The following is a 20,354-nucleotide window of genomic DNA, read 5'->3' as shown; positions in this document are numbered from 1 at the left end:
ACCACCGGTGATCGACCGTGACGGTGGGCAAGGTTCCGGGCGATAGGCAACCGGGCCGGAATTTCGGGCGATATCAGCACATCCTTGCCGAATGGGGGTGTGATCACCGTGCTCGCTCGAAGACTCCGCAGCTGGTTGAGCGCGTGCTGCGTGGCGCTGTTATCCATCGGACTGCTGGCGGCGTTGCCGGCCCGCCGCGCGGAAGCCGCCGTGCCATCCGGTTTCATCCTCCGTAGCCAACCCAGCGGGCAGGCCGCCTTCGACCTGACCGACTTCGCGTACCTGCCGGACGGCGGCGTCCTGACCACCGGGAAGAAGGGCACCGTGGCGTGGGCGGCCGCCGACGGCCGCACCAAGACCATCGCCACCCTGCCCGTCGAACCGACCCAGGACCTGGGCCTGACCGGCATCGCGGTGGCCGCCGACTACGGAACTTCGCGGCACATCTACCTGGCCCGCTCGGTCCCCGGCGGCACCGGCGGCTACCTGCTGCGGCTCGCGCGCTGGACCGTCACCGGCGCGCCGGAACCGACCGGCCTCGCCGACGAACAGGTGCTCCTCGAATTCCGCAGCCCCTACGCGGTGCACGGCATGACCGGGATCGTGGCGGCCGACGAGGGCACGCTGTGGGTGTCCGTCGGCGACCTCTCCGACTTCACCCGCACCGACCGGAACGCGTTGCAGGCCATGAACCTCGACGCGCCCAACGGCAAGATCCTGCACGTCACCGCCACCGGCGACGGCGTGCCCGGCAACCCGCACTACCAGGCGTCGAGCCCCTCGTCGTGGCGCAGCCGGGTGTACGCCAGCGGGTTCCGCAGCCCGTTCCGGCTGTCGCTGGACCGGCACGCCGATCATCGGCGACGTCGGCTACAACACCTGGGAAGAACTCGACCTCGTCCGGCCCGGCCAGAACTACAAGTGGCCCTGCTGGGAGGGGAACCACCGGACCCCGGGCTACGCCGACCTGCCCGAGTGCGCGTCCGTGGTCAACACCCCGCCGCTGTGGGAGTACCACCACGGCGGCGGCGACCAGGGCAACAGCGTCACCGGCGGCATCATCTACCGGGGCGAGAGCTACCCGGAGACGTACCGCGGTGCGTACTTCTTCGGCGACTACACCACGAAGAAGCTCTGGACGCTGCGGTTCGACGCGCAGGGAAAGCTGGTGCGGGCGCCGGAAAACCCGCCGTTCGGCGGTGACATCGGCGGGCCGGTGAAGTTCGCGGCCGCGCCCAACGGCGACATCGTCTTCGCCGACATCTACTCCAGCACGCTGCGCAGGCTCAGCTATCCGCAGGGCAACTCCGCGCCGGTGGCCGAAGCCAAGATCAGCACCGATCCGGCGACCCGCACGGTCACCTTCGACGGATCGAGATCGCAGGACTTCGACGGCGATCCGCTGACCTACCGCTGGGACTTCGGCGACGGCGCGACCGGCTCCGGCGCGCGCACCAGCCACACCTACCCGGACGGTGACCGGTTCACCGCGCGGCTGACCGTGACCGACCCGCTGGGCGCGTCCGGCAGCGTCGACGTGCTGATCGCACCGGCGAACCACTCCCCGCACCTGGCGCTGACGGCGCCCGGCGGACGAACCTTCGCCGTCGGCGAGACCGTCTCCCTCACCGCGCAGGCCACCGATGCCGAGGACGGCACGACGCCGATCACCTGGACCAGCACCGAGGTGCACTGCCCGGAGGAGGCGACCTGCCACCGGCACCCGGGAGCCGGCGGCACCGGCGGGGCCTTCCAGGTCGCGTTCACCGATCACCCGGACTCGCGGATGGAGATCACCGCCACCACGACCGACAGTGCCGGAGTGCGCAGCAGCGAGACCTACGCGGCCATGCCGCGCGAACACCTGCTCGCGTTGACCAGCAACGTGGCCGCCGTGCTGCAGATCCCCTCGGAGGGCGGGCGGAGCTCGGCGATGGTCACCGAAGACGCCACCTTCGACGTGATCGCGGCGGCGACCGCGACCGACGGCGTGGCGACCTTCGCCGGCTGGGCCGATGGCGTCGGCGACCGGTCTCGGGTGCTGACCATGGGCGCCGGCGACCTGACGCTCACGGCCCGGTACGCCACGCCGATCGACCAGCGCTACGAGGCCGAACCGCAGCTGCGCAGCCTGCTCGGGCAGCCCACGGGGCCGGAGATCGCCGAGGACGGCATCCGCTACCGCGGCTACGAACGCGGCAGGCTGTACTGGACCGCGCAGACCGGCGTGCACTACGTCTACGGCGGGAACCTCGCGAAGTACCTGGAACTCGGCGGGCACGGCAGGTTCGGCCCGCCGACCACGGATGAACTGTCCACAGAGGATGGTGTGGGTCGCTACAACCACTTCGCCGGGACGCCCGCGACCCTCACGGCGTCGATCTACTGGACGCCGGACACCGGATCGCACGCGGTGTGGGGCGCGATCCGGCAGAGCTGGGCGGCGAACGGCTGGGAGCAGGGCCCGCTGGGCTACCCGACGACCGACGAAGTCACCGCGCCGGACGGAGCGGGGCGGTACAACCACTTCTCCAAGGCGGGCTCGATCTACTGGTCGCCCGGTTCCGGGGCGCATGCGATCTCGGGCGCGATCCGGGTGACCTGGTCGCAGCTGGGCTGGGAACTCGGCCCGCTCGGCTACCCGACGACCGACGAGCTCACCACGCCGGACGGAGTCGGGCGGTACAACCACTTCTCCAAGGCCGGCTCGATCTACTGGACGCCGGGCACCGGGGCGCACGAGGTGTACGGCCGGATCCGCGAGCGCTGGTCCGCGCTCGGCTGGGAACGCTCGTACCTGGGCTACCCGAAGACCGGGGAGTTCGCGGTCTCCGGCGGTCGCCGCAACGACTTCGAGCACGGCTACATCCAGTGGCACGCGGCGAACGACACGACGATCGACCGGAGGTACTGAACCGTTGGTCTGGCCGCGGTTTCAATTGAAACCGCGGCCGGAACGGACGATTGTGCAAAGTTTCAGAGGGCCACGGTTTCAGTTGAAACCGGGATCACTGGACGACGATGGTGCCGACCGGGAGGCCCGGGTTCGCCGGCATGTCCAGGGGCGAGGGCTTGGCTTCCGCAGCGAGGACGTGGGCTCCGAGGGCCGCGATCATCGCGCCGTTGTCGGTGCACAGCCTCGGGCGCGGCACGCGGAGCGTGATGCCCGCTTCCGCGCAGCGCTGGGCCGCCAGCTCCGACAGGCGGGAGTTCGCCGCCACGCCTCCGGAGATCACCAGCGTGTCCACGTTCAGGTCTCGCGCCGCTCGCACCGCCTTCGCCGTCAGCACGTCCGCCACGGCCTCCTGGAACGACGCGCACACGTCCGCCACCGGGATCTCCCGGCCCTCCCGCTGCTCGGTCTCGACCCAGCGCGCGACCGCGGTCTTCAGCCCCGAAAAGGAGAAGTCGTACTTGGCGTCGCGGGGCCCAGTGAGTCCTCGCGGGAACGCGATGGCCTTCGGGTTGCCCAGCTTGGCCTGCTTGTCGATGGGCGGGCCGCCCGGGTACGGCAGGTCGAGGATGCGCGCCACCTTGTCGTAGGCCTCGCCCGCGGCGTCGTCGATCGTGGAGCCGATCTCGGTGATCTGCTCCCCGATGCCCTCCACGAGCAGCAGCTGCGTGTGCCCGCCGGAGACGAGCAGCGCCAGGCAGCGCTCCGGCAGCGGCCCGTGCTCGAGGGTGTCGACGGCGACGTGGCCGCCGAGGTGGTTGACGCCGAACAGCGGCACGTCCAGCGCGGCCGCGTAGGCCTTGGCCGCCGCGACGCCGACCATCAGCGCGCCGGCCAGGCCCGGCCCGGCCGTCACCGCGATCGCGTCCACATCGGACAGTTCGAGGCCGGATTCGTCGAGCGCGCGGCGCATCGTCGGAGCCATCGCCGCCAGGTGCGCGCGGCTGGCGATCTCCGGCACCACGCCGCCGAAGCGGGCGTGCTCGTCGACGCTGGAGGCCACCGCGTCGGCCAACAGCTCGACCGTGCCGTCGGCGGCCAGCCGGACCAGGCCCACGCCGGTCTCGTCGCAGGAACTCTCGATGCCGAGCACCACTCGATCCGCAGTCATTACCCAGCCTCCGCAGGTTCCGCCGGGGGCCGCCGCATGGTGTGCGCGTCCGCCCCGGACGGCTGGTAGTAGCGCTTGCGCAGCCCGACGATCTCGAAGCCGTGCTTCTCGTACATCGCGATCGCGGCGTCGTTGTCGGTGCGCACTTCCAGGAACGTCGTCGCCTGCTGCTCGTCGGCCTTGGACAACAGCGAGCCCAGCAGTGCCTTGCCCACGCCGCCGCCCTGGTGCGCCGGGTCGACACCGATGGTGTGCACCTCGGCTTCGGCGTGCGGGGCGCGGCCGACGACGGCGAGCCCGGCGTAGCCGATCAGGAGTTCGTCGCGGTAGGCGCCGACGTAGTAGTGGCCCTGGTCGAGCTCCGCGGCGAAGGCGGACCAGGACCACGGGTCGTCGCCGGGGAAGAGCACCTGCTCCAGTTCCGCGCAGCGCTTCAGATCGCTGCGGCGCAGCTTCAGCACCTGCAGCGCGGTGATGGCGCGGTCGGTCACTTCCCACCCCTGGTCAACACGGACTTCCGCTTGCCAGGCGCTTCGGCGTCCGGCCGCCGCAGGTAGAGCGGCACCAGCGGCGCCGGTTCGGCCTGCAGCGCGGCGCGCGCCGCCGCGACCAGCCCGACCGGCGTCGGGTAGCGCGGCTCGACGGCGGTGATGCCCAGCTCCTCGGCCATTTCTCCTGCCGCCGTGGCGAAGCCGTCGGTCGAGACCTCCGCCGGGCGCCGGACGTGCGGCCCGTCGATCCGGGTCCGAGCGGCGTCGTAGGCGGCCCAGTAGACCTCCTTGCGGCGCGCATCGGTGGCGACCAGCAGAGGACCTTCGGTGGTGGCCTGCGCGGCGATCGCGTCGAGGCTGCAGACCGGGTGCACGGGGCGGCCGCAGGCCTGGCCGAGCGCGGCGGCGGTGGCCATGCCGACGCGGAGGCCGGTGAACGGGCCGGGGCCGGCGCCGACGACGATCGCATCGGCGTCCGCGAGTTCGCGTCCGGCCTCGGTCATGACGTCCAGCAGCTGCGGCATGAGGAGTTCGCCGTGCGCACGCGGGTTGACCGTGACGCGCTCGGCGAGGGCGCGCGGCGGACCGTCGTCCAGGGCGACCAGCCCAGCCGTGACCGCGGGGGTCGAGGTGTCCAGCGCAATGACGAGCACGATTACTCAGCGTACGTCAGCCCTGGTCACCGGGGTTACGCGGGGAGCACCGGGACGCCGTCCGGGCAGGCCTTCGGATCCTAGGGCAGCGGCGTGCGTTTCGGCTGCTCAGGAGCCGTGCGTACTTTGTGCTGCTATAGCGATACAAAACAAGCACGGGCATTTACCAGCGGAAACAGTGCCTTCACGCAGTGGTCAACGCCTGGTGCAGCCTGCGGGCCTCCTTGACGAAGCGGCTGGAACCGCCTCGGGCCGCGGCCGCCGCCACACCTGGCACCGGCTCGGCGGGGCGGACCTGGTCGACCAGCTCCACGCCGAGGGCGAGCAGGTCCGCGAGCGCCGTTCGCGGGCGTTCCCCTTCGGCCGGCAGCAGGCCCTCGACCAGCACCGCGACCACCTCCCACGCCAGCTCCGCGAGACCGGCTCGCGCCGCATCGCGCACCGTCTGCACCACACGTCCCAGCACCACCTCGTCGCGCAGCACCAGCTCCACCACGGCATGTGCGACGCCCGTGCCGCGCAACCCGTCTCGGGCGGTCAGGGTGATCAGCGCGTCCACCACACTGGCACGGTCCGCCGACTCTCGGGCACCGAGCGCGAAGGCCAGCACCGTGTTCATCCCGTCGCCGATCGGGCCGTAGGCGTCGACCAGGCGGCCCAGCATCGTCGCGCTGCCTCGCGCCCCGTCTGCGAACGCCTCCACCCGGTGCGCTGCGCAGAGATCTCGGTAGGCGGGCATGAGATCCGGGGCGGCGTTCTGCTCGCGGAGGGTGGCCGAATACCGGCCGGTCGCCGTGCTGTCGAAGGACTTGCGGACCGGATCCGCCGTGTCCGGGAACGTGACGGTGACGCGGGTGTGGTCTTCGAGGTGCATGCCGCGCCAGTCGTACTTCTTGACCGGCACCACCGCGCGCCGGATCTCGGGCCGGCCGAGCCCGCCGTCGTCGATCCACCGCGCGACCTGCGCGCCCGCTTCGCCGAGCCCCCGCACCCGATCGGCGATCGCGGCGTCCCGGGGCAGCCGGAGCATGGCCACGACCAGGTCGTGCTGCCACGGCTCGAATCCCTGCGCTGCCGCGCGCTCCAGCCGCTCGGCCAGCGCTTCGGGTGCGATGATCCCGGACGTGCCGGTAGGGGTGGACATCAGGAACGGGCGGGGCGCGTAGGCGAGTCCGATCCCGATCTCGTGCAGGCGGCGCATCCGCACGGTGCCGTACTCCACTCCGCGCGTCGCGAGTTCCTCCCAGTCCGCCTCGCCCGGGATCTCGTCGATGCGCGGGATCGGGCTGGTGACCTCGCCCCGGCATTCACCCGTCGCGGCGCGCAGGACGGCGGAAAACTCCCCGGCTTCCGACGGCGAACCGATCCAATTGCGCTGCTCGCTCCAATCCGGCAGCCCCGGCGTGTACCACGGACTTTGCTCCTGCAGCGGGGCGAAAGCGCGGCGCAGGGCCTCCCGGTCGGTGAACGCGAACTCGACCATCGCGGCGAGGATCCGCTCCCGGAGGAGCGGACCTGCCCGGTGCGCCTGTTCGGCGAAGGCCGTGACCAGTTCGTCCAGCGATGCGATTGGCGGTGGCATCTCGGGACGTGGCGCGGCAGCCGGAACCGGCACCGGTTCCGGCTCGGCCTCCGGCATCGCGAACACATCGGCCGCACGCGCTCGGAGGTCCTGCGGCAGCGCCACCGCGGCTTCGGCGAGTTCGTCGCGCACGTTCGCGTCGAGCTTGCCGGCGTGCTTGAGCACCAGCTTGAGCGCGCGTTCCTGGACGTCTACCGATTCGTGGCCGAACGCGCCGCCGAGCACCGCCAGCGATCCGGCCCGGCCGCGCCGGATCGCCTTGTCCAGCCACGAGATCTGGGCCCGGACCAGCTTCTTCTCCGGGCGGAAGAACATCGCCCGGCTGACGTCGAGCAGGACGTCCGCTGCCAGCCGGTTCGCCTCGTCCAAGCGCTGGAGTTCCCGTTGCGCCATCCCGGCGACCGTCGAGTGGCTGTCGGGCACCAGAGCCGCGTAGTCGCCGCCACGCGGCGCGAGCTCGTCCAGGTTCGGGCAGAGCTTGTCGTGCAAATCGATCAGGGCCACGACGTCCATTTGCTTGCCGCCGCGCTGCAGGCGTGCCAGCAGCCCGTCCAACAGCACCAGCCGATCGACCTCACCGGCGGCGGCGAGCTCCGCCAGCGCGCTCGGCCAGCCGTCCTGCGCCCAGGAGTCCGCGAGCCGCCGCGCCACACCGTCCACTTCGAACAGTCGCGGAATCAGGGCCAGGAACCGCCGGTCGCCACGTATTTCGCCGACGATCGTCGTGTCGTCGCGCCCGATCATCTCCGGCCAGTGGTAGACGTATCCGTCGCTGTCGGGCAGGGCATCCCCGGCGATGGCGGTGATGAGCTGCCATTCGTGGTTCGATGTCCGCCCGCGTGGGCGCAGCCGTTGCGCGAGCTTCTCGGCGAGCCGCGGCAGCCACGGCACGTCCCGCCGGCGCAGGACGGCCAAGACGTGCTCGAACGCCGGTGCACCGTAGGGCCTCAGCACGCGGCGGTCATCCGGCCGCAGCGGCCGGTCGAGGCTGTTGCGGGACAGCCACGGCGCGAGCGTCGACATCGGCAGCACGGCCGCGCCGGCGACCGCGAGCATGGGCGAGTACTGCTGCGTCGTGTAGAAGTCCGCCCGCCGCACCGAACGTTCGAAGTCCGTCAGCGGCTTGGTGAGCGCGCGACTGTCCGCCGGACCTATTTCCCCGAGCGCCGCCGCGAGGACGTCCAGGTCGCCTTGCTCGATCAGTTCCTTCAGGTCGTCCCAGTTCATCCCCGTGCTCCGTTCCGCGCCACGTCCACGGCGAGCGCGTGCTTGCACTTGCCCCTGGTGCCGCCGAATTCCGTCCACCACCGGCAGGTGCAGCCGTCGGCCCGCACCCGGTGCGCGCGGTCTCCGACGGTCACCGTCGCGGTGTCACCGTCGATGTGCACTGCGCCCGCCTCGACGAGCGCTCTCGCGTTGCGGAGGCGGGGGTTCATCGCCTCCCCGGCCGTCGCGTCGTAGGGCAGTTCGCGGTGGAAGTAGGCCGCCTCGGCGAGGTCGTAGCCGACCCGGCCCGCGGTCCCGAGCTGGGTCAGGGCGTCGCGAACCCTCGGTTGCGGCAAGCCGGACCGCTCCGCGAGGAGATCGACCTCCACCCGCGGCTCGAAAGCCAGCAGCGCGCCGATCAACTCGGCGTCCGTTTCGGTGTCGTCCGAGGCCAGCGCGTCGAGCACCGCTCCCTCACCGGAGAATCCGCGGTTGAGCCCCGGCGACAGCGCCAGAACCAGCCGCATTCCTGGCAGGTCCAGCTCCCAGGCACTCGCGACGGGCTGGCTTCCGGCGCGGACCGGCGGGCCGTAAACGCGCAGCGCCCGGGCGAAGCGAAGCAGCGGGACGAGCGATTCGAGCCGATCGGGGCTTGCCACGCAGACCGCGCCAGGCGCCGGCGAGCTGGTCAGGCGCAGCGAGCGTCCGGCGGGCACGGCCCAGAGCGCGCCACTCGAACGGGACGGCAGCGTGCGGAGCAGGCGCGCGGCTTCGACGGCGGACAGCTCGGCGCGCGGCTCGAATCCGGCGGTGATCACCTGGATCTCGGCGAACCCGCGGAGCCACCGCTGCGGCAGCGGCACCTTCTTCTCCACCACCGAGCCGTCGAGGGTGGTGGCGGTCAGGTCGTCCGGGCCGACCGACAGGTGCAGCGGATCGCGGCCGCCGACCCGCGCCAGCATGCGGCGCAGCGGCTCGTTGATGTCCACATTGGTCGTTCCGCGGTCGTGCACCTCGCCGTCGAGGCCGCCGGAGAGGACGTCCAGCCGCGCGTAGACGCCGCAGCAGCGGGAGAAGGACTCGAAGCGCAGCCGGTCGCCGTTGCACGTGACCACCGGATCGCGGAAGGCCGGGCGGCCGGTGAGCTCCGGATATCGGGATCGCGCGACCCGGGCGACCGCCTGGAGCCCGCCCGCGGCAGGCGCGGCATCGGTGAGGAATCCGGTGAAGAACCGGGGATTTCCCGCCGGGCCGGCCAACGCGGTCCCGCCCGCGGTCTCCAAGCCGAGCCGACCGCCGTCGAGCACCGACGGCCGCCGGTAGGTCAACGAGTGCGCCTCATCGCTCATGGCGGCGCAGGGTAGTCATGATCACCGACACGACGCTGGAGAATGGTTCAGATCCCCGCGCAGGAAGGTTGAGATGTTCGGCAAACGCGAAGCGCACCTGGTGGTGCTCAATGACCTCGACGAGGCCTGGGAGGCGGTGCGGCGCGCGGTCCACGACGCGAGCCCCGAGGAACTGCCCGGGTTGCAGCGCGCACTGAAGATCCTGGACGAAGCCGGTGACGGCGAGCCGCAGGAGATCCGCTGGACCCGCCAGGTGCTGACCAGGGCGGGCATCGACCCGCGCACCCACGAGGTCGCGGCGGTCCGGGAAGTGCGCAAGCAGCTACCGGGCCTGTCCCTGGCCAGCGCGGTCGGCCTCGTCCGCCAGGTGAAGGGCTGACTTCGGCACGGTGCCGTGAGTCTTTTGGGCTGCTATAGCCGCCCAAAAGACTCACGGCCCCGTTTCGGCCTGCTACGAACCCTGGCGGGTGAGCAGATTGCCTTGCGGCGCGGTCAGTTCCACGCCCGGCCCGACGATCTGCGCGCCGCGCAGCCAGGTTTCGCGCACCACGCCGGACAGCGGGCGCCCGTGGTACGGCGAGACCGGGTTGCGGTGGTGCAGCTTGCCCACGTCGACGACGAACGCGTCGTCCGGCGCGAACACGCAGAAGTCGGCGTCGTTGCCGACCGCGATGGAACCCTTGCCGCGCAGGCCGGCGAGGTCGGCGGGCTTCCGGGACATCCACTGCACGACGTCGGCGAGGCTGTGGCCGCGCACCCGCGCCTGCGTCCACACCGCCGAAATGCCCAGCTGGAGGCTGGAAACCCCGCCCCAGGCCACGCCGAAGTCGCCGATGTCGAAGCGCTTGAGCTCCGGCGTGCACGGCGAGTGGTCGCTGACCACGCAGTCGATGATCCCGTCGGCCAGTCCCTGCCACAGCAGTTCTCGGTTGCGGGCCTCGCGGATCGGCGGGCAGCACTTGAACTGGGTGGCGCCGTCGGGGATCTCCTCGGCGCTGAAGCTCAGGTAGTGCGGGCAGGTTTCGACCGTGACCCTGACGCCGTCGGCGCGCGCGGAGGCGATCATCGGCAACGCGTCCGACGACGACAGGTGCAGGATGTGCACCCGCGCCCCGATGCGCCGCGCCAGCTCGATGACCTGCGCGATCGCGACGTTCTCGGCACCGCGCGGGCGGGAGTTCAGGAAGTCGCCGTAAGTCTCGCCGTGCGCCGTGGGTGCGTGCTCGATGGCGTCGGAGTCCTCGGCGTGCACGATCATCAGCCCGTCGTAGCGGGTCAGTTCGCGCAGCGCCTCGTCGAGTTCGGTCGGGCTCAGCGGCGGGAACTCGTCGACCCCGGAGTGCAGCAGGAAGCACTTGAAGCCGAACACGCCGGCCTCGTGCAGCCCGCGCAGCTCGGCGAGGTTGCCGTGCACGGCGCCGCCCCAGAAGCCCACGTCGATGAAGGCCTTCTCGCGCGCGGTCTTGCGCTTGACCTCCAGCGCGCCGGTGTCGATCGTCGGCGGCAGGCTGTTCAGCGGCATGTCGAGGATGGTCGTGACGCCGCCGGCCGCCGCGGCGCGGGTGGCGGTGTCGAAGCCCTCCCACTCGGTGCGGCCCGGGTCGTTGACGTGCACGTGGGTGTCGACCAGCCCGGGCAGCAGGACCTCGTCGGCGGCGAGCTCGATGGTGCGGGCGGCTTCGAGCGGGGCGTCCAGCGGCTCGACGGCGGCGATGCGGCCGTCGCGGACGCCGACGCTGCCGGACGTCTCGCCGTTCGGGCCGATGAGCCGTCGCGCGCGGAACACGACGTCGAACGCTCCGGTGGCTGGTTCGGGCAACGCGGTTACCTCCTCCTGGCAATGGTTCAACAAAGTGTTGAACCATGGTGCGGTTCCGGTCAAGGGGATGGAGCGAACGGATCGTTCGCCACTTCTACCGGGGCGAACGGGCCGCCGACTCCGAACCCGACCCGCGGCCGGCCGCTCACGATTCCGATGGTGCAAGCATCAGTTCGGCGCGGCGCGCCGGGCGGTTCGGCGAGAAGCGCGCCGATCGACCAGGAGAACGGCGCAAGGCACGAGCGTTCGCCGCGTTGAACCATGGCTTTCCGTATCGCGAAGTATACTTATCGTTTTTTGGAAAGTTAACGGGAAGCCACGCGCACACGTCAAGGGGCGGCGACGGAGCATCGATTCAGCACGGCCCCTCCAGGCCAACCTGAAACTCCTTCTTCATGCGGGTAATCGATTCGTATTTTCCCAGGTATTGACACAGGTCTCGCGGCGATGTTTGGTATACCGCATCCCAAATCGCCCGGCTCCTCCTCCGCCTCCTGGAGACCAGACGTGACACAAACATCGGGAACCATCACGAACACCGGAACCAGACCCACCCGGGTCCGCTGGAAGATCTTCCTGCTGCTCCTGGCGATCGTGACCATCAACTACGTCGACCGCGGCTCCATCTCGGTGGCGCTGCCATTGATCAAGAAGGAGTTCGGGCTCTCCGACGAGCTCACCGGCATCCTGCTGGCCGCCTTCTTCTGGACCTACGCCCTGATGCAGCTGCCCAGCGGCTGGCTGATCGACCGCTTCGGCCCGCGCCGGATGGTCGGCAGCTCGTGCATCGCCTGGGGCGCGGCCACCGCGCTCACCGCGACCGCCCCCGGCCCGGGCGCGCTGCTCGGGATGCGCGCGCTGCTCGGCGCCACCGAAGCGCCGGTGATGCCGGCCGGCGGCAAGCTCAACGCCATCTGGATGCCGCTGCGGGAACGCGGCCGCGGCGCGGTCATCCTCGACGCCGGCGCGCCGCTGGGCGCAGGCCTCGGCGGCATCGCGATCTCCTGGCTGATCGCGACGACCGGCGGCTGGCGGCCCGCGTTCATCGTCGCCGGCGCGGTCACCGTGCTGATGGGCGTGTGGGCCTGGTGGTACCTCCGGGACACCCCGCGCAGCCACCCTCGCGTGAACGACGCCGAGGCCACCGACATCGAGACCTCGCACGCCGCCGAGGACCGCGCGGCGGGCACCACCAGCGGTCGGCGCCCCCTGCGCCGCTACCTGAAGTTCCGGTCGTTCTGGGCGATGTGCGCCGCGTGGCTGGGCTTCAACGGCGTGTTCTACGGGCTGCTGACCTGGGGCCCGCTGTACCTGTCGGAAGCCAAGGGCTTCGACATCAAGACGATCGGCTGGTCCACCTTCGTCATCTTCGGCGCCGGATTCGTCGGCGAGCTGATCGGCGGCTGGCTCGCCGACGCCTGGCGGGCCCGCGGCCGCGACGGCAACGTCGTGATGCGCACGCTGCTCGGCATCGCCGGCGTGGCGGTCGTGCTCGGACTGCTCGGCGTGACGCTGGTGCCCGGCCCGATCGCGGCCGTGACTCTGCTGTCGGCCGTGCTGTTCTTCCTGCGCTGGGTAGGCCTCATGTGGAGCGTGCCGTCGTTGCTCGGCGGCCGGGAGAACGCCGGTGCCCTCGGCGGCGCGATGAACCTCAGCGGCAACATCGCCGGCATCCTCACGCCGATGCTGGTGGGCTTCATCGTCGGCGCGACCGGCAGCTACACCTGGGCGCTGCTCTACTTCGTCGGAGCGGGATTGATCATGACCGCCGCCGTGCTCACCCTCGACTACACCAAGCGCCTGCCCGCCTGAAAGGAATGACATGCCACGCATCGGAATGTTGACACCGTCGTCCAACACCGTGCTGGAACCCGTCACCTACCAGCTGCTGTCCGGCGTCGAGGACGTGAGCGTCCACTTCAGCAGACTGCCGGTCACCGCGATCTCCTTGTCCGACAAGGAGAACGACCAGTTCTCGCTGGAGCGGATGTCGGCGGCGGCCGAGCTGCTCCGGGACGCCGCGGTGGACGTGGTGGCGTGGAACGGGACCGCGGGATCCTGGCTCGGATTCGACTACGACCGGCAGGTCAGCGCGGCGATCTCGGAGGCGTGCGGCGTGCCGGCCACCACGTCGACGTTGGCGCTGCGCGATGCCTTCCACGCTTTCGGCGTCACGCGGCTCGGCCTGGTCACGCCGTACACCGGCGATGTCACCGCGAAGATCACCGAGACCTACGGCGCGGAAGGCGTCGAGGTCGTCACCGACGAGCGGCTGGACATCACCGACAACTTCAGCTTCGGCTCGGTGCCCGAGCAGCGGCTGGCCTCGATGATCGAGGCGGCCGCCGCCGATGTGCACGCCGTGTCGCTGGTGTGCACGAACCTGCGCGGCGCCTTCGTCGCGGCCGAACTGGAGGCGACGGTCGGAATCCCGGTGCTGGACAGCGTTTCCGTGACGCTGTGGAAGGCGCTGGACATGCTCGGCGCCGGCGTCTCGCTCGACCGCGGCAGCGTGCTGCTCTCGGGCTCGACGCGGTCGGCGCTGAAGCGGATCTGCGCCTCGCTGCGGGAGGCCACCGGCGCGGATCGGACGACGATGCGGCTCGACCTGCCGTCCCAGCGGCTCGGCGTCGACCTCGCCGCGGCGGAGGACACCGGGCCCGGGGTGCGCGCGATCCAGCACGACCCCGGCCTGGACCAGCGGAAGCTGAACACCGTGCAGTGGCTCGAAGAACACCGCCGCACGCTGGTGCAGCCGCACTTCCGGGCGGACCCGAAGCCGCCGCAGGCGCTGATCGAGGTCTACGGCGTGCAGGCCCAGATGCTCGCTCCGGTCGAGGTCGACGGCGCCATGGCGGGCTGGCTCTCGGTGCACAGCCTCGCCGAACGCGACTGGCGCCCGACGGACATCCAGGCCATCGAAACCGCAGCAGCCGAGGTCAGGTCCCTGCTGGCCAGCTGAACAGCCGTGAGTCTTTTGGGCGGCTATGACAGCCCAAAAGACTCACGGCCCCGCGACCAGCGAAATCGAAGGAGAGGTAAATGAGCAAGGACATCCAGATCTGCCTCGGGGTGGACGTCGACGCCGTCGCCGGGTGGCTCGGCTCCTACGGCGGTGAGGACTCGCCCAACGACATCCAGCGCGGCGTGTTCGCCGGCGAGGTCGGCACGCCCCGGATGCTGAAGCTCTTCGAGCGCTACGAGATCCCCACGACCTGGTTCATCCCCGGCCACTCCATCGAGACCTTCCCGGACCAGGTGCGGGCGGTGGTCGACGCCGGGCACGAGATCGGCGCGCACGGCTACTCGCACGAGAACCCGGTGCAGATGACCGAGCAGCAGGAACGCGACGTGCTGCTGAGGTGCATCGAGCTGGTGGAGAAGGCCAGCGGCCGCCGACCGCGCGGCTACGTCGCGCCGTGGTGGGAGATGTCCGAGCACACCGCCGCGCTGCTGATGGAGAACGGCTTCAGCTACGACCACAGCCAGAACTACAACGACTTCCACCCGTTCTACGCGCGGGTCGGCGACTCCTGGACGAAGATCGACTTCGCCGGGCCGGCCGAATCGTGGATGAAGCCGCTGCAGCACGGCCACGAGGTGGACCTGGTGGAGTTCTGCGGCAACTGGTACGTCGACGACCTGCCGCCGATGTTGTTCAACAAGCACGCGGCGAACTCGCACGGCTTCGTCAGCCCCCGCGACGTCGAGCAGCTGTGGCGAGACCAGTTCGAGTGGGTGTACCGCGAGTTCGACTACGGCGTCTTCCCGGTCACCCTGCACCCGGACGTCTCCGGGCGGCCGCAGGTGCTGCTGATGCTGGAACGGCTCATCGACTACTGGCGTTCCCTGGACGGGGTCCGCTTCGTCACCTTCGAAGAAGCCGCGGCGGACTTCCGCAACCGGTACCCGTTCTCCGCGCCCGACCGCCCTTCTCCCGCCGGCCCGTGACAGGTGGGGGCGCGGTTCCAATTGAAGCTGCGCCCCCACGAGGTGGCAGTTCCAACTGAAACCGCGGATCACCATCGGGGCCCGCGGTTTGCCTGACTAGGCTTCAACCGAGTTCTAAGGGGAAAGGAGCGGACGTGGCCCAGCCGGTCCCGTTGGGTTCCCGCGATCGGCCGCTGCGCGACCAGGTCTGCGAGGAGATCCGCAACCGCATCATCGACGGCAGGTTCGCGCCGGGCGACCGGATCGTCGAGCGCGAGCTCGCCGCGGAGCTGGCGGTTTCGCGGGTTCCGGTGCGCGAAGCGCTGCGCACGCTGCGCGTCGAGGGGTTCGTCGAAGACGTCGCGCGGCGCGGCGTCATCGTGCGACGCCTGGAGCGCCGCGACGTCGAGGAGCTCTTCGACGTGCGCGAAGCGCTGGAGAGCCTGGCGTGCCGGCTGGCGGCGAGCAAGGCCGACGCGCGCGGCCTGCGCGCGCTGCAGCGGCATCTCAGCCGGGCGGACAAGGCGCTGCAGGGCGACGACCTGCAGGCGGTGGGCAAGGCGAACGGCGACTTCCACGACGAGATCGTGCGGCTGGCCGACCACCACCTGCTGGCGGGCCTGCTGGATCCCCTCCAGGGCCGCCTGCACTGGCTGTTCCGGCAGGTCGACGATCCCGAAGGGCTGTGCCAGGAGCACACGAACCTCTACGAGGCGATCGCCTCAGGTGACCCGGATCGAGCGGCGACCGAGGCGATCCACCACATCCACCACAACAGGGACACGACCCTCCGCCTCCTCTTCGACGCCTAGCACGTCGGAAGGCTTCGTTACGACTGATCAGGGCCCGTGCGCACTTTTTGTTGCTATAGCAGCACAAAGTACTCACGGGCCCTGACCAGCTAGAACGCAGCGGCTACAGGTGGTTCTGGGCGAGGCGTTCGCCGAGGTCGACCAGGAGCGTTGCCGCTTCGCGGATGCAGCGCTGGGGATCCGGTTCGATGTCGGTCAGCGCGTAGGCCGCTTCGACGCCCGCTTCACGGAGGCGCTCCGGGGTGAGGTCGCAGCGCCCCGCGATCGCCACGACCGGGACGCCCGCTTCGACGGCGCGGGCGGCGACTCCGGCCGGGCCCTTGCCGTGCAGCGTCTGCTCGTCGATGGCGCCCTCGCCGATGATCACCAGGCCCGCTCCGGCCAGCTGCCGGTCGAAGTCGATCAGCTCCAGGATCACGTCGACGCCCGGCCGCATCCGCGCGCCCAGCACCGCGAGCGCCCCGTAGCCGACGCCGCCTGCCGCCCCGGCGCCCGGCTGATCGACGACGTCGCGACCTCCCGCGGCCAGCACCGCGCGCGACCAGTTCCCCAGCGCCTCGTCCAGGAAGCGAACCTGCTCCGGGTCGGCGCCCTTCTGCGGCCCGTACACGTGCGCCGCACCGCGCTCGCCGAGCAGCGGATTGTCCACATCGGACGCGAGGATGAAATCGGTTTCGGCCAGCCGGGGGTCCAGGCCGGACAGGTCCACTGTGGCCACTCGGCTCAGTGGTCCACCGCCTGGGGGCAACGGGTTATCCGCAGCGTCCAAGACCCGCGCCCCCAGGACGGTGAGCATTCCGGCGCCGCCGTCGGTGCTCGCACTGCCACCGACGCCGAGCACCACGGTTCGTGCCCCCGCGTCCAATGCCATCAGGATGGCCTCGCCGGTGCCCTCGCTGGAGGCCGCCAGCGGGGCGAGCTCTTCAGGGTCGAGCAGTGCCAGCCCGGAGGCCGAGGCCAGCTCGACCACGGCGGTGTCGCCGCTGATCGCGATCTCGGTGTCCACCGGCTCGCCGACCGGGCCCGCCACCCGCACCGGCACCGGCGCGTATCCGCTGGCCAGCGCGGCCTGCACGGTGCCGTCCCCGCCGTCGGCCACCGGCGCCAACCGCACCTCCGCGTCGGGGCGGGCGCGGCGCAGGCCGGCGGCCACCGCCTCGGCGACTTCCGGCGCCGTCAGCGAGCCCTTGAACTTGTCCGGTGCGATGAGGACGGGTCCAGGCACAACCAACTCCGATCGCTAGGGCGGCGTCCTCCGCCGGGACCGCCCGGCACGAACCCGGCGGAGGACACCAAGGGGTCTTCCGGATATTCCACCCGAGGACCCCGTCTGGGGGAAATGCGGGGCACGCTCGCCGACCACGCCACCGCGCGTCGCCGGCGAGCGCACCTCGCGCGGGGCTGCCCTGAAGCCCCGCCTGGGGTGCGGGAGTGTGTGACAGGACCAACCGACGCGGTTCCCGTACGCGTCGGCCAGCCTCCGCACCCCGAGGATCATCACGCGTTGGGCACCGGCTCCGGCTCGATCATGGCGTCGATGCGGATGCCGCGTGCCGTGTTGGCCTCCCGCTCGATCATCACCTCGACCAGGACCGGGCGGCTGGTCGCGACAGCCTCCTTGCGGGCCCACTCGATGGTCTCGGCCAGGTCTCCGGGCTCGAACACCCGGCGGCCGGCGCAGCCGTAGGCCTCCATGATCTTGACGTTGTCCGTGCCGTACTCGTCGTAGTGGATGTCCACCTCGGTCTTCATCCCGAACGCGTCGCCCTCGGCCTGGCGGATCAGGCCCAGGTACTCGTTGTTCAGCATGATGATCACGAACGGCAGGTTGTACTGGGCGGCCACCGCCAGCTCCTCGACCAGGAACTGGAAGCCGTAGTCACCGACCACCGCGACCACCTCGGCGTCCGGCTCGGCGGACTTCACACCGATCGCCGCCGGGATCTCCCAGCCGAGCGGGCCGGCCTGGCCGCACACCTGGTAGTGCCGCGGCCGGTGCGCGGTCTGGAACTGCCCGCCCCAGATCTGGTAAAGGCCGATCGCGGTGATGAAGTACGCCTCCGGCGGGAAGATCTGGTTGATCTCCCGGTACACGCGCGGCGCCTTGATCGGCACGGTGTCGTAGTCGTCCGGCCGGGTCAGGGTCTGCTTGAGCACGCCGACCCGGGAGACCCACTCGGAGTAGTCCTTCTTGGCGTTGCGCTTGCGCGCGGCCTCGATCAGCGCGTCCAGGAACAGCCGGGTGTCCGAGACGATGCCCAGGTCCGGCCCGAAGACCTTGCCGATCTGCGTCGGCTCGATGTCCACGTGGATGAACTTGCGCTCACCGCGGTAGGTGTCCAGGGCACCGGTGTGCCGGTCGCCGAAGCGGGCGCCCAGCGCCAGCACCAGGTCGGCCTCCAGGAACGACTGGTTGCCGTAGCGCTGGCTGGTCTGGATACCGGTCATGCCGGCGAACAGCTCGTGGTCCTCCGGGAAGGAACCCTTGCCCATCAGCGTGATCTGCACCGGGACGCCGAGCAGCTCGGCCAGTTCGCGGACCTGCTCGTGGGCGTCACCGAGGATGACACCGCCACCGGCGAGGATCAGCGGCCGGTCGGCCTCCAGCAGCAAGTCCAGCGCGCGCTCGACCCGCGGCAGGTGCGGCTCGACGGCCGGGATGGGCAGCGGGGCGTCCAGCTCGGGGTCCCACTCGATCTCCTGCTTCTGCACGTCCAGCGGCAGGTCGATCAGCACCGGGCCGGGGCGGCCGGAGCGGGCGATGCGGAACGCCTCGCGGAAGATCCACGGCGCCTGCGCGGCCTCCTTGACCTGCACCGCCCACTTCGTCACGGGCTTGGCGATGTCGACGATGTCGACCGCCTGGAACGCCTCCTGGTGCAGCTTGGAGGACACCGCCTGGCCGGTGATGCACAGCATCGGGATCGAGTCCGCCTGCGCGGTGTAGAGGCCGGTGATCATGTTGGTGCCCGCCGGGCCGGAGGTGCCGATGGCGACCCCGACGTTGCCGTTGGTGCGCGCCCAGCCGTCGGCCATGTGGGTCGCGCCCTCTTCGTGGCGGACGATCAGGTGCTTGATGCCGCTGTCCTCCATCGCCGCGTACAGCGGGAGGATCGCGGCACCGGGGCAACCGAAGGTGATGTCGACGCCCTCGGACTTCAGCACGTCGACGACGGCCTGCATGACAGGAACTTTGGGCATGGTGTAAGACTTCCTCTCGGGTGCCGCGCTTCGACGCGCACCTTGTTGGGAACGGGTCAGTGGTTTTGGTTGCTTGGCGGCGCTTGAACCGCTGACCCGTGACCGTCTTGCTGATTGGAGCCGCCCGTGCGGCGGCACTTCTCGCTGCTCAGCTGTCGTGAGTGTTTTGGATCGCTATAGCGCTCCAAAACACTCACGAGCATTTCGCAGGGAAACGCGGCCTACCGCGTGACGGGGTGGCGGTGTCGCGCGGGGCCGTGGCCGCAGGAGACGAGGAACTCCCCGCGCGACACCGCGGTCTCAGTCGCGACCGTTGAGCTGCGTGATCTGCTTGAGCAGCCCGGAGTGGTCGAGCTTGCCGTCGCCCTGCGCGACGGCCGCGGCGACGAGCTGGCTCACCAGCGAACCGAGCGGAATCGACAGGCCCGCATCGCGCGCGGCGGCCTGCACGATGCCCATGTCCTTGTTGTGCAGTTCGAGCCGGAACCCCGGGGCGAACTCGCGGTTGCGCATCTTCGCGCCCTTGGCGTCGAGCACGGTGCTGCCGGCGAGTCCGCCGCCGAGCACCTTCAAGCCCGCCTCGGTGTCGACGCCGTGCGCCTCCAGGAACACCAGGGCCTCGGCTACCAGCCCGATGTTGCCCGCGACGATGAGCTGGTTGGCCGCCTTCACGGTCTGCCCGGCACCGGCGGGTCCAACGTGGACGATCGTGGTGCCGACCGCGCCCAGCGCACTTTCGGCCGCGGCGAAGGCATCCGCCTCGCCGCCGACCATGATCGACAGCGTGCCGTCGATCGCCTTCGGCTCGCCGCCGCTGACCGGCGCGTCGATCGCCCGCACGCCCTTTTCCGCGGCGGCTTCCGCAACGCGGCGCGACACGTCGGGGCGGATCGTGCTGCAGTCGACGAGCACCGCGCCCTGCTTGGCGTTGGCCAGCACGCCGTCCTCGCCGAGCACGACGGCCTCGACATCCGGCGAGTCCGGCAGCATGACGAAGATGATCTCGGCGTCGCGGACGGCCTCGGCCACGCTCGCCGCCGCCTTGCCGCCGTCGGCGACCAGCTGGTCGACCTTGGCCTGGCTGCGGTTGTAGCCGGTGACCTCGTGGCCGGCCTTGACCAGGTTGGCCGCCATCGGGCCGCCCATGATGCCCAGCCCGATGAATCCGACCTTGCTCATGGTTGTGGTACCTCCGTGGTTGTCGCCGGTCGTGAGCGAATGTTCCGGTAAGAACCGGAAAATCCGCT

The 20,354-nt window shown here is 70.6% G+C and carries 14 protein-coding genes and 1 pseudogene; 6 read left to right on the top strand and 9 right to left on the bottom strand.

Annotated elements, in window-relative coordinates:
* Positions 1-150: 150 nt before the first annotated feature.
* Positions 151-2,914: pseudogene (locus AB0I53_RS32560) on the top strand (PQQ-dependent sugar dehydrogenase).
* A 94-nt stretch (positions 2,915-3,008) separates the two neighbouring features.
* On the opposite strand, the gene tsaD reads toward AB0I53_RS32560, so the two are convergent.
* From tsaD to AB0I53_RS32535, 5 genes are all read right to left on the bottom strand, one after another.
* On the bottom strand, positions 3,009-4,064 hold the full coding sequence (gene tsaD / locus AB0I53_RS32555; protein ID WP_358611611.1) for a tRNA (adenosine(37)-N6)-threonylcarbamoyltransferase complex transferase subunit TsaD: 1,056 nt from the start codon (positions 4,062-4,064) through the stop codon (positions 3,009-3,011).
* Positions 4,064-4,531, bottom strand: coding sequence for a ribosomal protein S18-alanine N-acetyltransferase (gene rimI, locus AB0I53_RS32550; RefSeq protein ID WP_358611650.1), 468 nt, complete (start codon positions 4,529-4,531; stop codon positions 4,064-4,066). Before rimI ends, tsaD begins: the two co-directional genes overlap by 1 nt.
* A 20-nt stretch (positions 4,532-4,551) precedes the next feature.
* Complete coding sequence (gene tsaB, locus AB0I53_RS32545) at positions 4,552-5,208, bottom strand: tRNA (adenosine(37)-N6)-threonylcarbamoyltransferase complex dimerization subunit type 1 TsaB (protein ID WP_358611608.1); 657 nt, start codon at positions 5,206-5,208, stop codon at positions 4,552-4,554.
* A 184-nt stretch (positions 5,209-5,392) separates the two neighbouring features.
* On the bottom strand, positions 5,393-8,017 hold the full coding sequence (locus AB0I53_RS32540; RefSeq protein ID WP_358611605.1) for a DUF6493 family protein: 2,625 nt from the start codon (positions 8,015-8,017) through the stop codon (positions 5,393-5,395).
* On the bottom strand, positions 8,014-9,345 hold the full coding sequence (locus AB0I53_RS32535; RefSeq protein WP_358611602.1) for an SWIM zinc finger family protein: 1,332 nt from the start codon (positions 9,343-9,345) through the stop codon (positions 8,014-8,016). Before AB0I53_RS32535 ends, AB0I53_RS32540 begins: the two co-directional genes overlap by 4 nt.
* A gap of 73 nt (positions 9,346-9,418) precedes the next feature.
* On the opposite strand from AB0I53_RS32535, the gene AB0I53_RS32530 reads away from it, so the two are divergent.
* Positions 9,419-9,724: a hypothetical protein gene (locus AB0I53_RS32530; protein WP_358611599.1), complete on the top strand. Its 306-nt coding sequence runs from the start codon at positions 9,419-9,421 to the stop codon at positions 9,722-9,724.
* A 72-nt stretch (positions 9,725-9,796) separates the two neighbouring features.
* Here AB0I53_RS32530 and allB read toward each other — a convergent pair whose 3' ends face one another.
* Positions 9,797-11,164, bottom strand: a complete 1,368-nt coding sequence (gene allB / locus AB0I53_RS32525) for an allantoinase AllB (RefSeq protein WP_358611596.1) — start codon at positions 11,162-11,164, stop codon at positions 9,797-9,799.
* Positions 11,165-11,671: 507 nt separating this feature from the next.
* Here allB and AB0I53_RS32520 point away from each other — a divergent pair.
* The 4 genes from AB0I53_RS32520 (at position 11,672) to AB0I53_RS32505 (ending at position 15,906) form a co-directional block, all read left to right on the top strand.
* A complete protein-coding gene (locus AB0I53_RS32520) occupies positions 11,672-12,976 on the top strand; it encodes an MFS transporter (RefSeq protein WP_358611594.1) in 1,305 nt (434 codons plus the stop codon).
* Positions 12,977-12,986: 10 nt separating this feature from the next.
* Positions 12,987-14,126: a GAF domain-containing protein gene (locus tag AB0I53_RS32515; protein ID WP_358611591.1), complete on the top strand. Its 1,140-nt coding sequence runs from the start codon at positions 12,987-12,989 to the stop codon at positions 14,124-14,126.
* A gap of 80 nt (positions 14,127-14,206) precedes the next feature.
* Positions 14,207-15,115: a polysaccharide deacetylase gene (locus AB0I53_RS32510; protein WP_358611588.1), complete on the top strand. Its 909-nt coding sequence runs from the start codon at positions 14,207-14,209 to the stop codon at positions 15,113-15,115.
* A gap of 134 nt (positions 15,116-15,249) precedes the next feature.
* Complete coding sequence (locus AB0I53_RS32505) at positions 15,250-15,906, top strand: GntR family transcriptional regulator (RefSeq protein WP_358611585.1); 657 nt, start codon at positions 15,250-15,252, stop codon at positions 15,904-15,906.
* A gap of 103 nt (positions 15,907-16,009) precedes the next feature.
* Here AB0I53_RS32505 and AB0I53_RS32500 read toward each other — a convergent pair whose 3' ends face one another.
* The 3 genes from AB0I53_RS32500 to AB0I53_RS32490 all read right to left on the bottom strand — a co-directional run bounded on the left by AB0I53_RS32500 (position 16,010) and on the right by AB0I53_RS32490 (position 20,349).
* Complete coding sequence (locus AB0I53_RS32500; protein ID WP_358611582.1) at positions 16,010-17,137, bottom strand: glycerate kinase; 1,128 nt, start codon at positions 17,135-17,137, stop codon at positions 16,010-16,012.
* A 266-nt stretch (positions 17,138-17,403) separates the two neighbouring features.
* Positions 17,404-19,107: a glyoxylate carboligase gene (gene gcl / locus AB0I53_RS32495; RefSeq protein ID WP_358611579.1), complete on the bottom strand. Its 1,704-nt coding sequence runs from the start codon at positions 19,105-19,107 to the stop codon at positions 17,404-17,406.
* 300 nt (positions 19,108-19,407) lie between these two features.
* Positions 19,408-20,349, bottom strand: coding sequence for a 2-hydroxy-3-oxopropionate reductase (locus AB0I53_RS32490; RefSeq protein WP_358611647.1), 942 nt, complete (start codon positions 20,347-20,349; stop codon positions 19,408-19,410).
* Between the last annotated feature and the right edge of the window lie 5 nt (positions 20,350-20,354).

This window comes from Saccharopolyspora sp. NPDC050389, from assembly GCF_040655595.1.
Lineage (GTDB): Bacteria > Actinomycetota > Actinomycetes > Mycobacteriales > Pseudonocardiaceae > Saccharopolyspora.
Note: the sequence above shows the minus strand (reverse complement) of the source record. Positions and strands in the feature narration are given on the sequence as shown.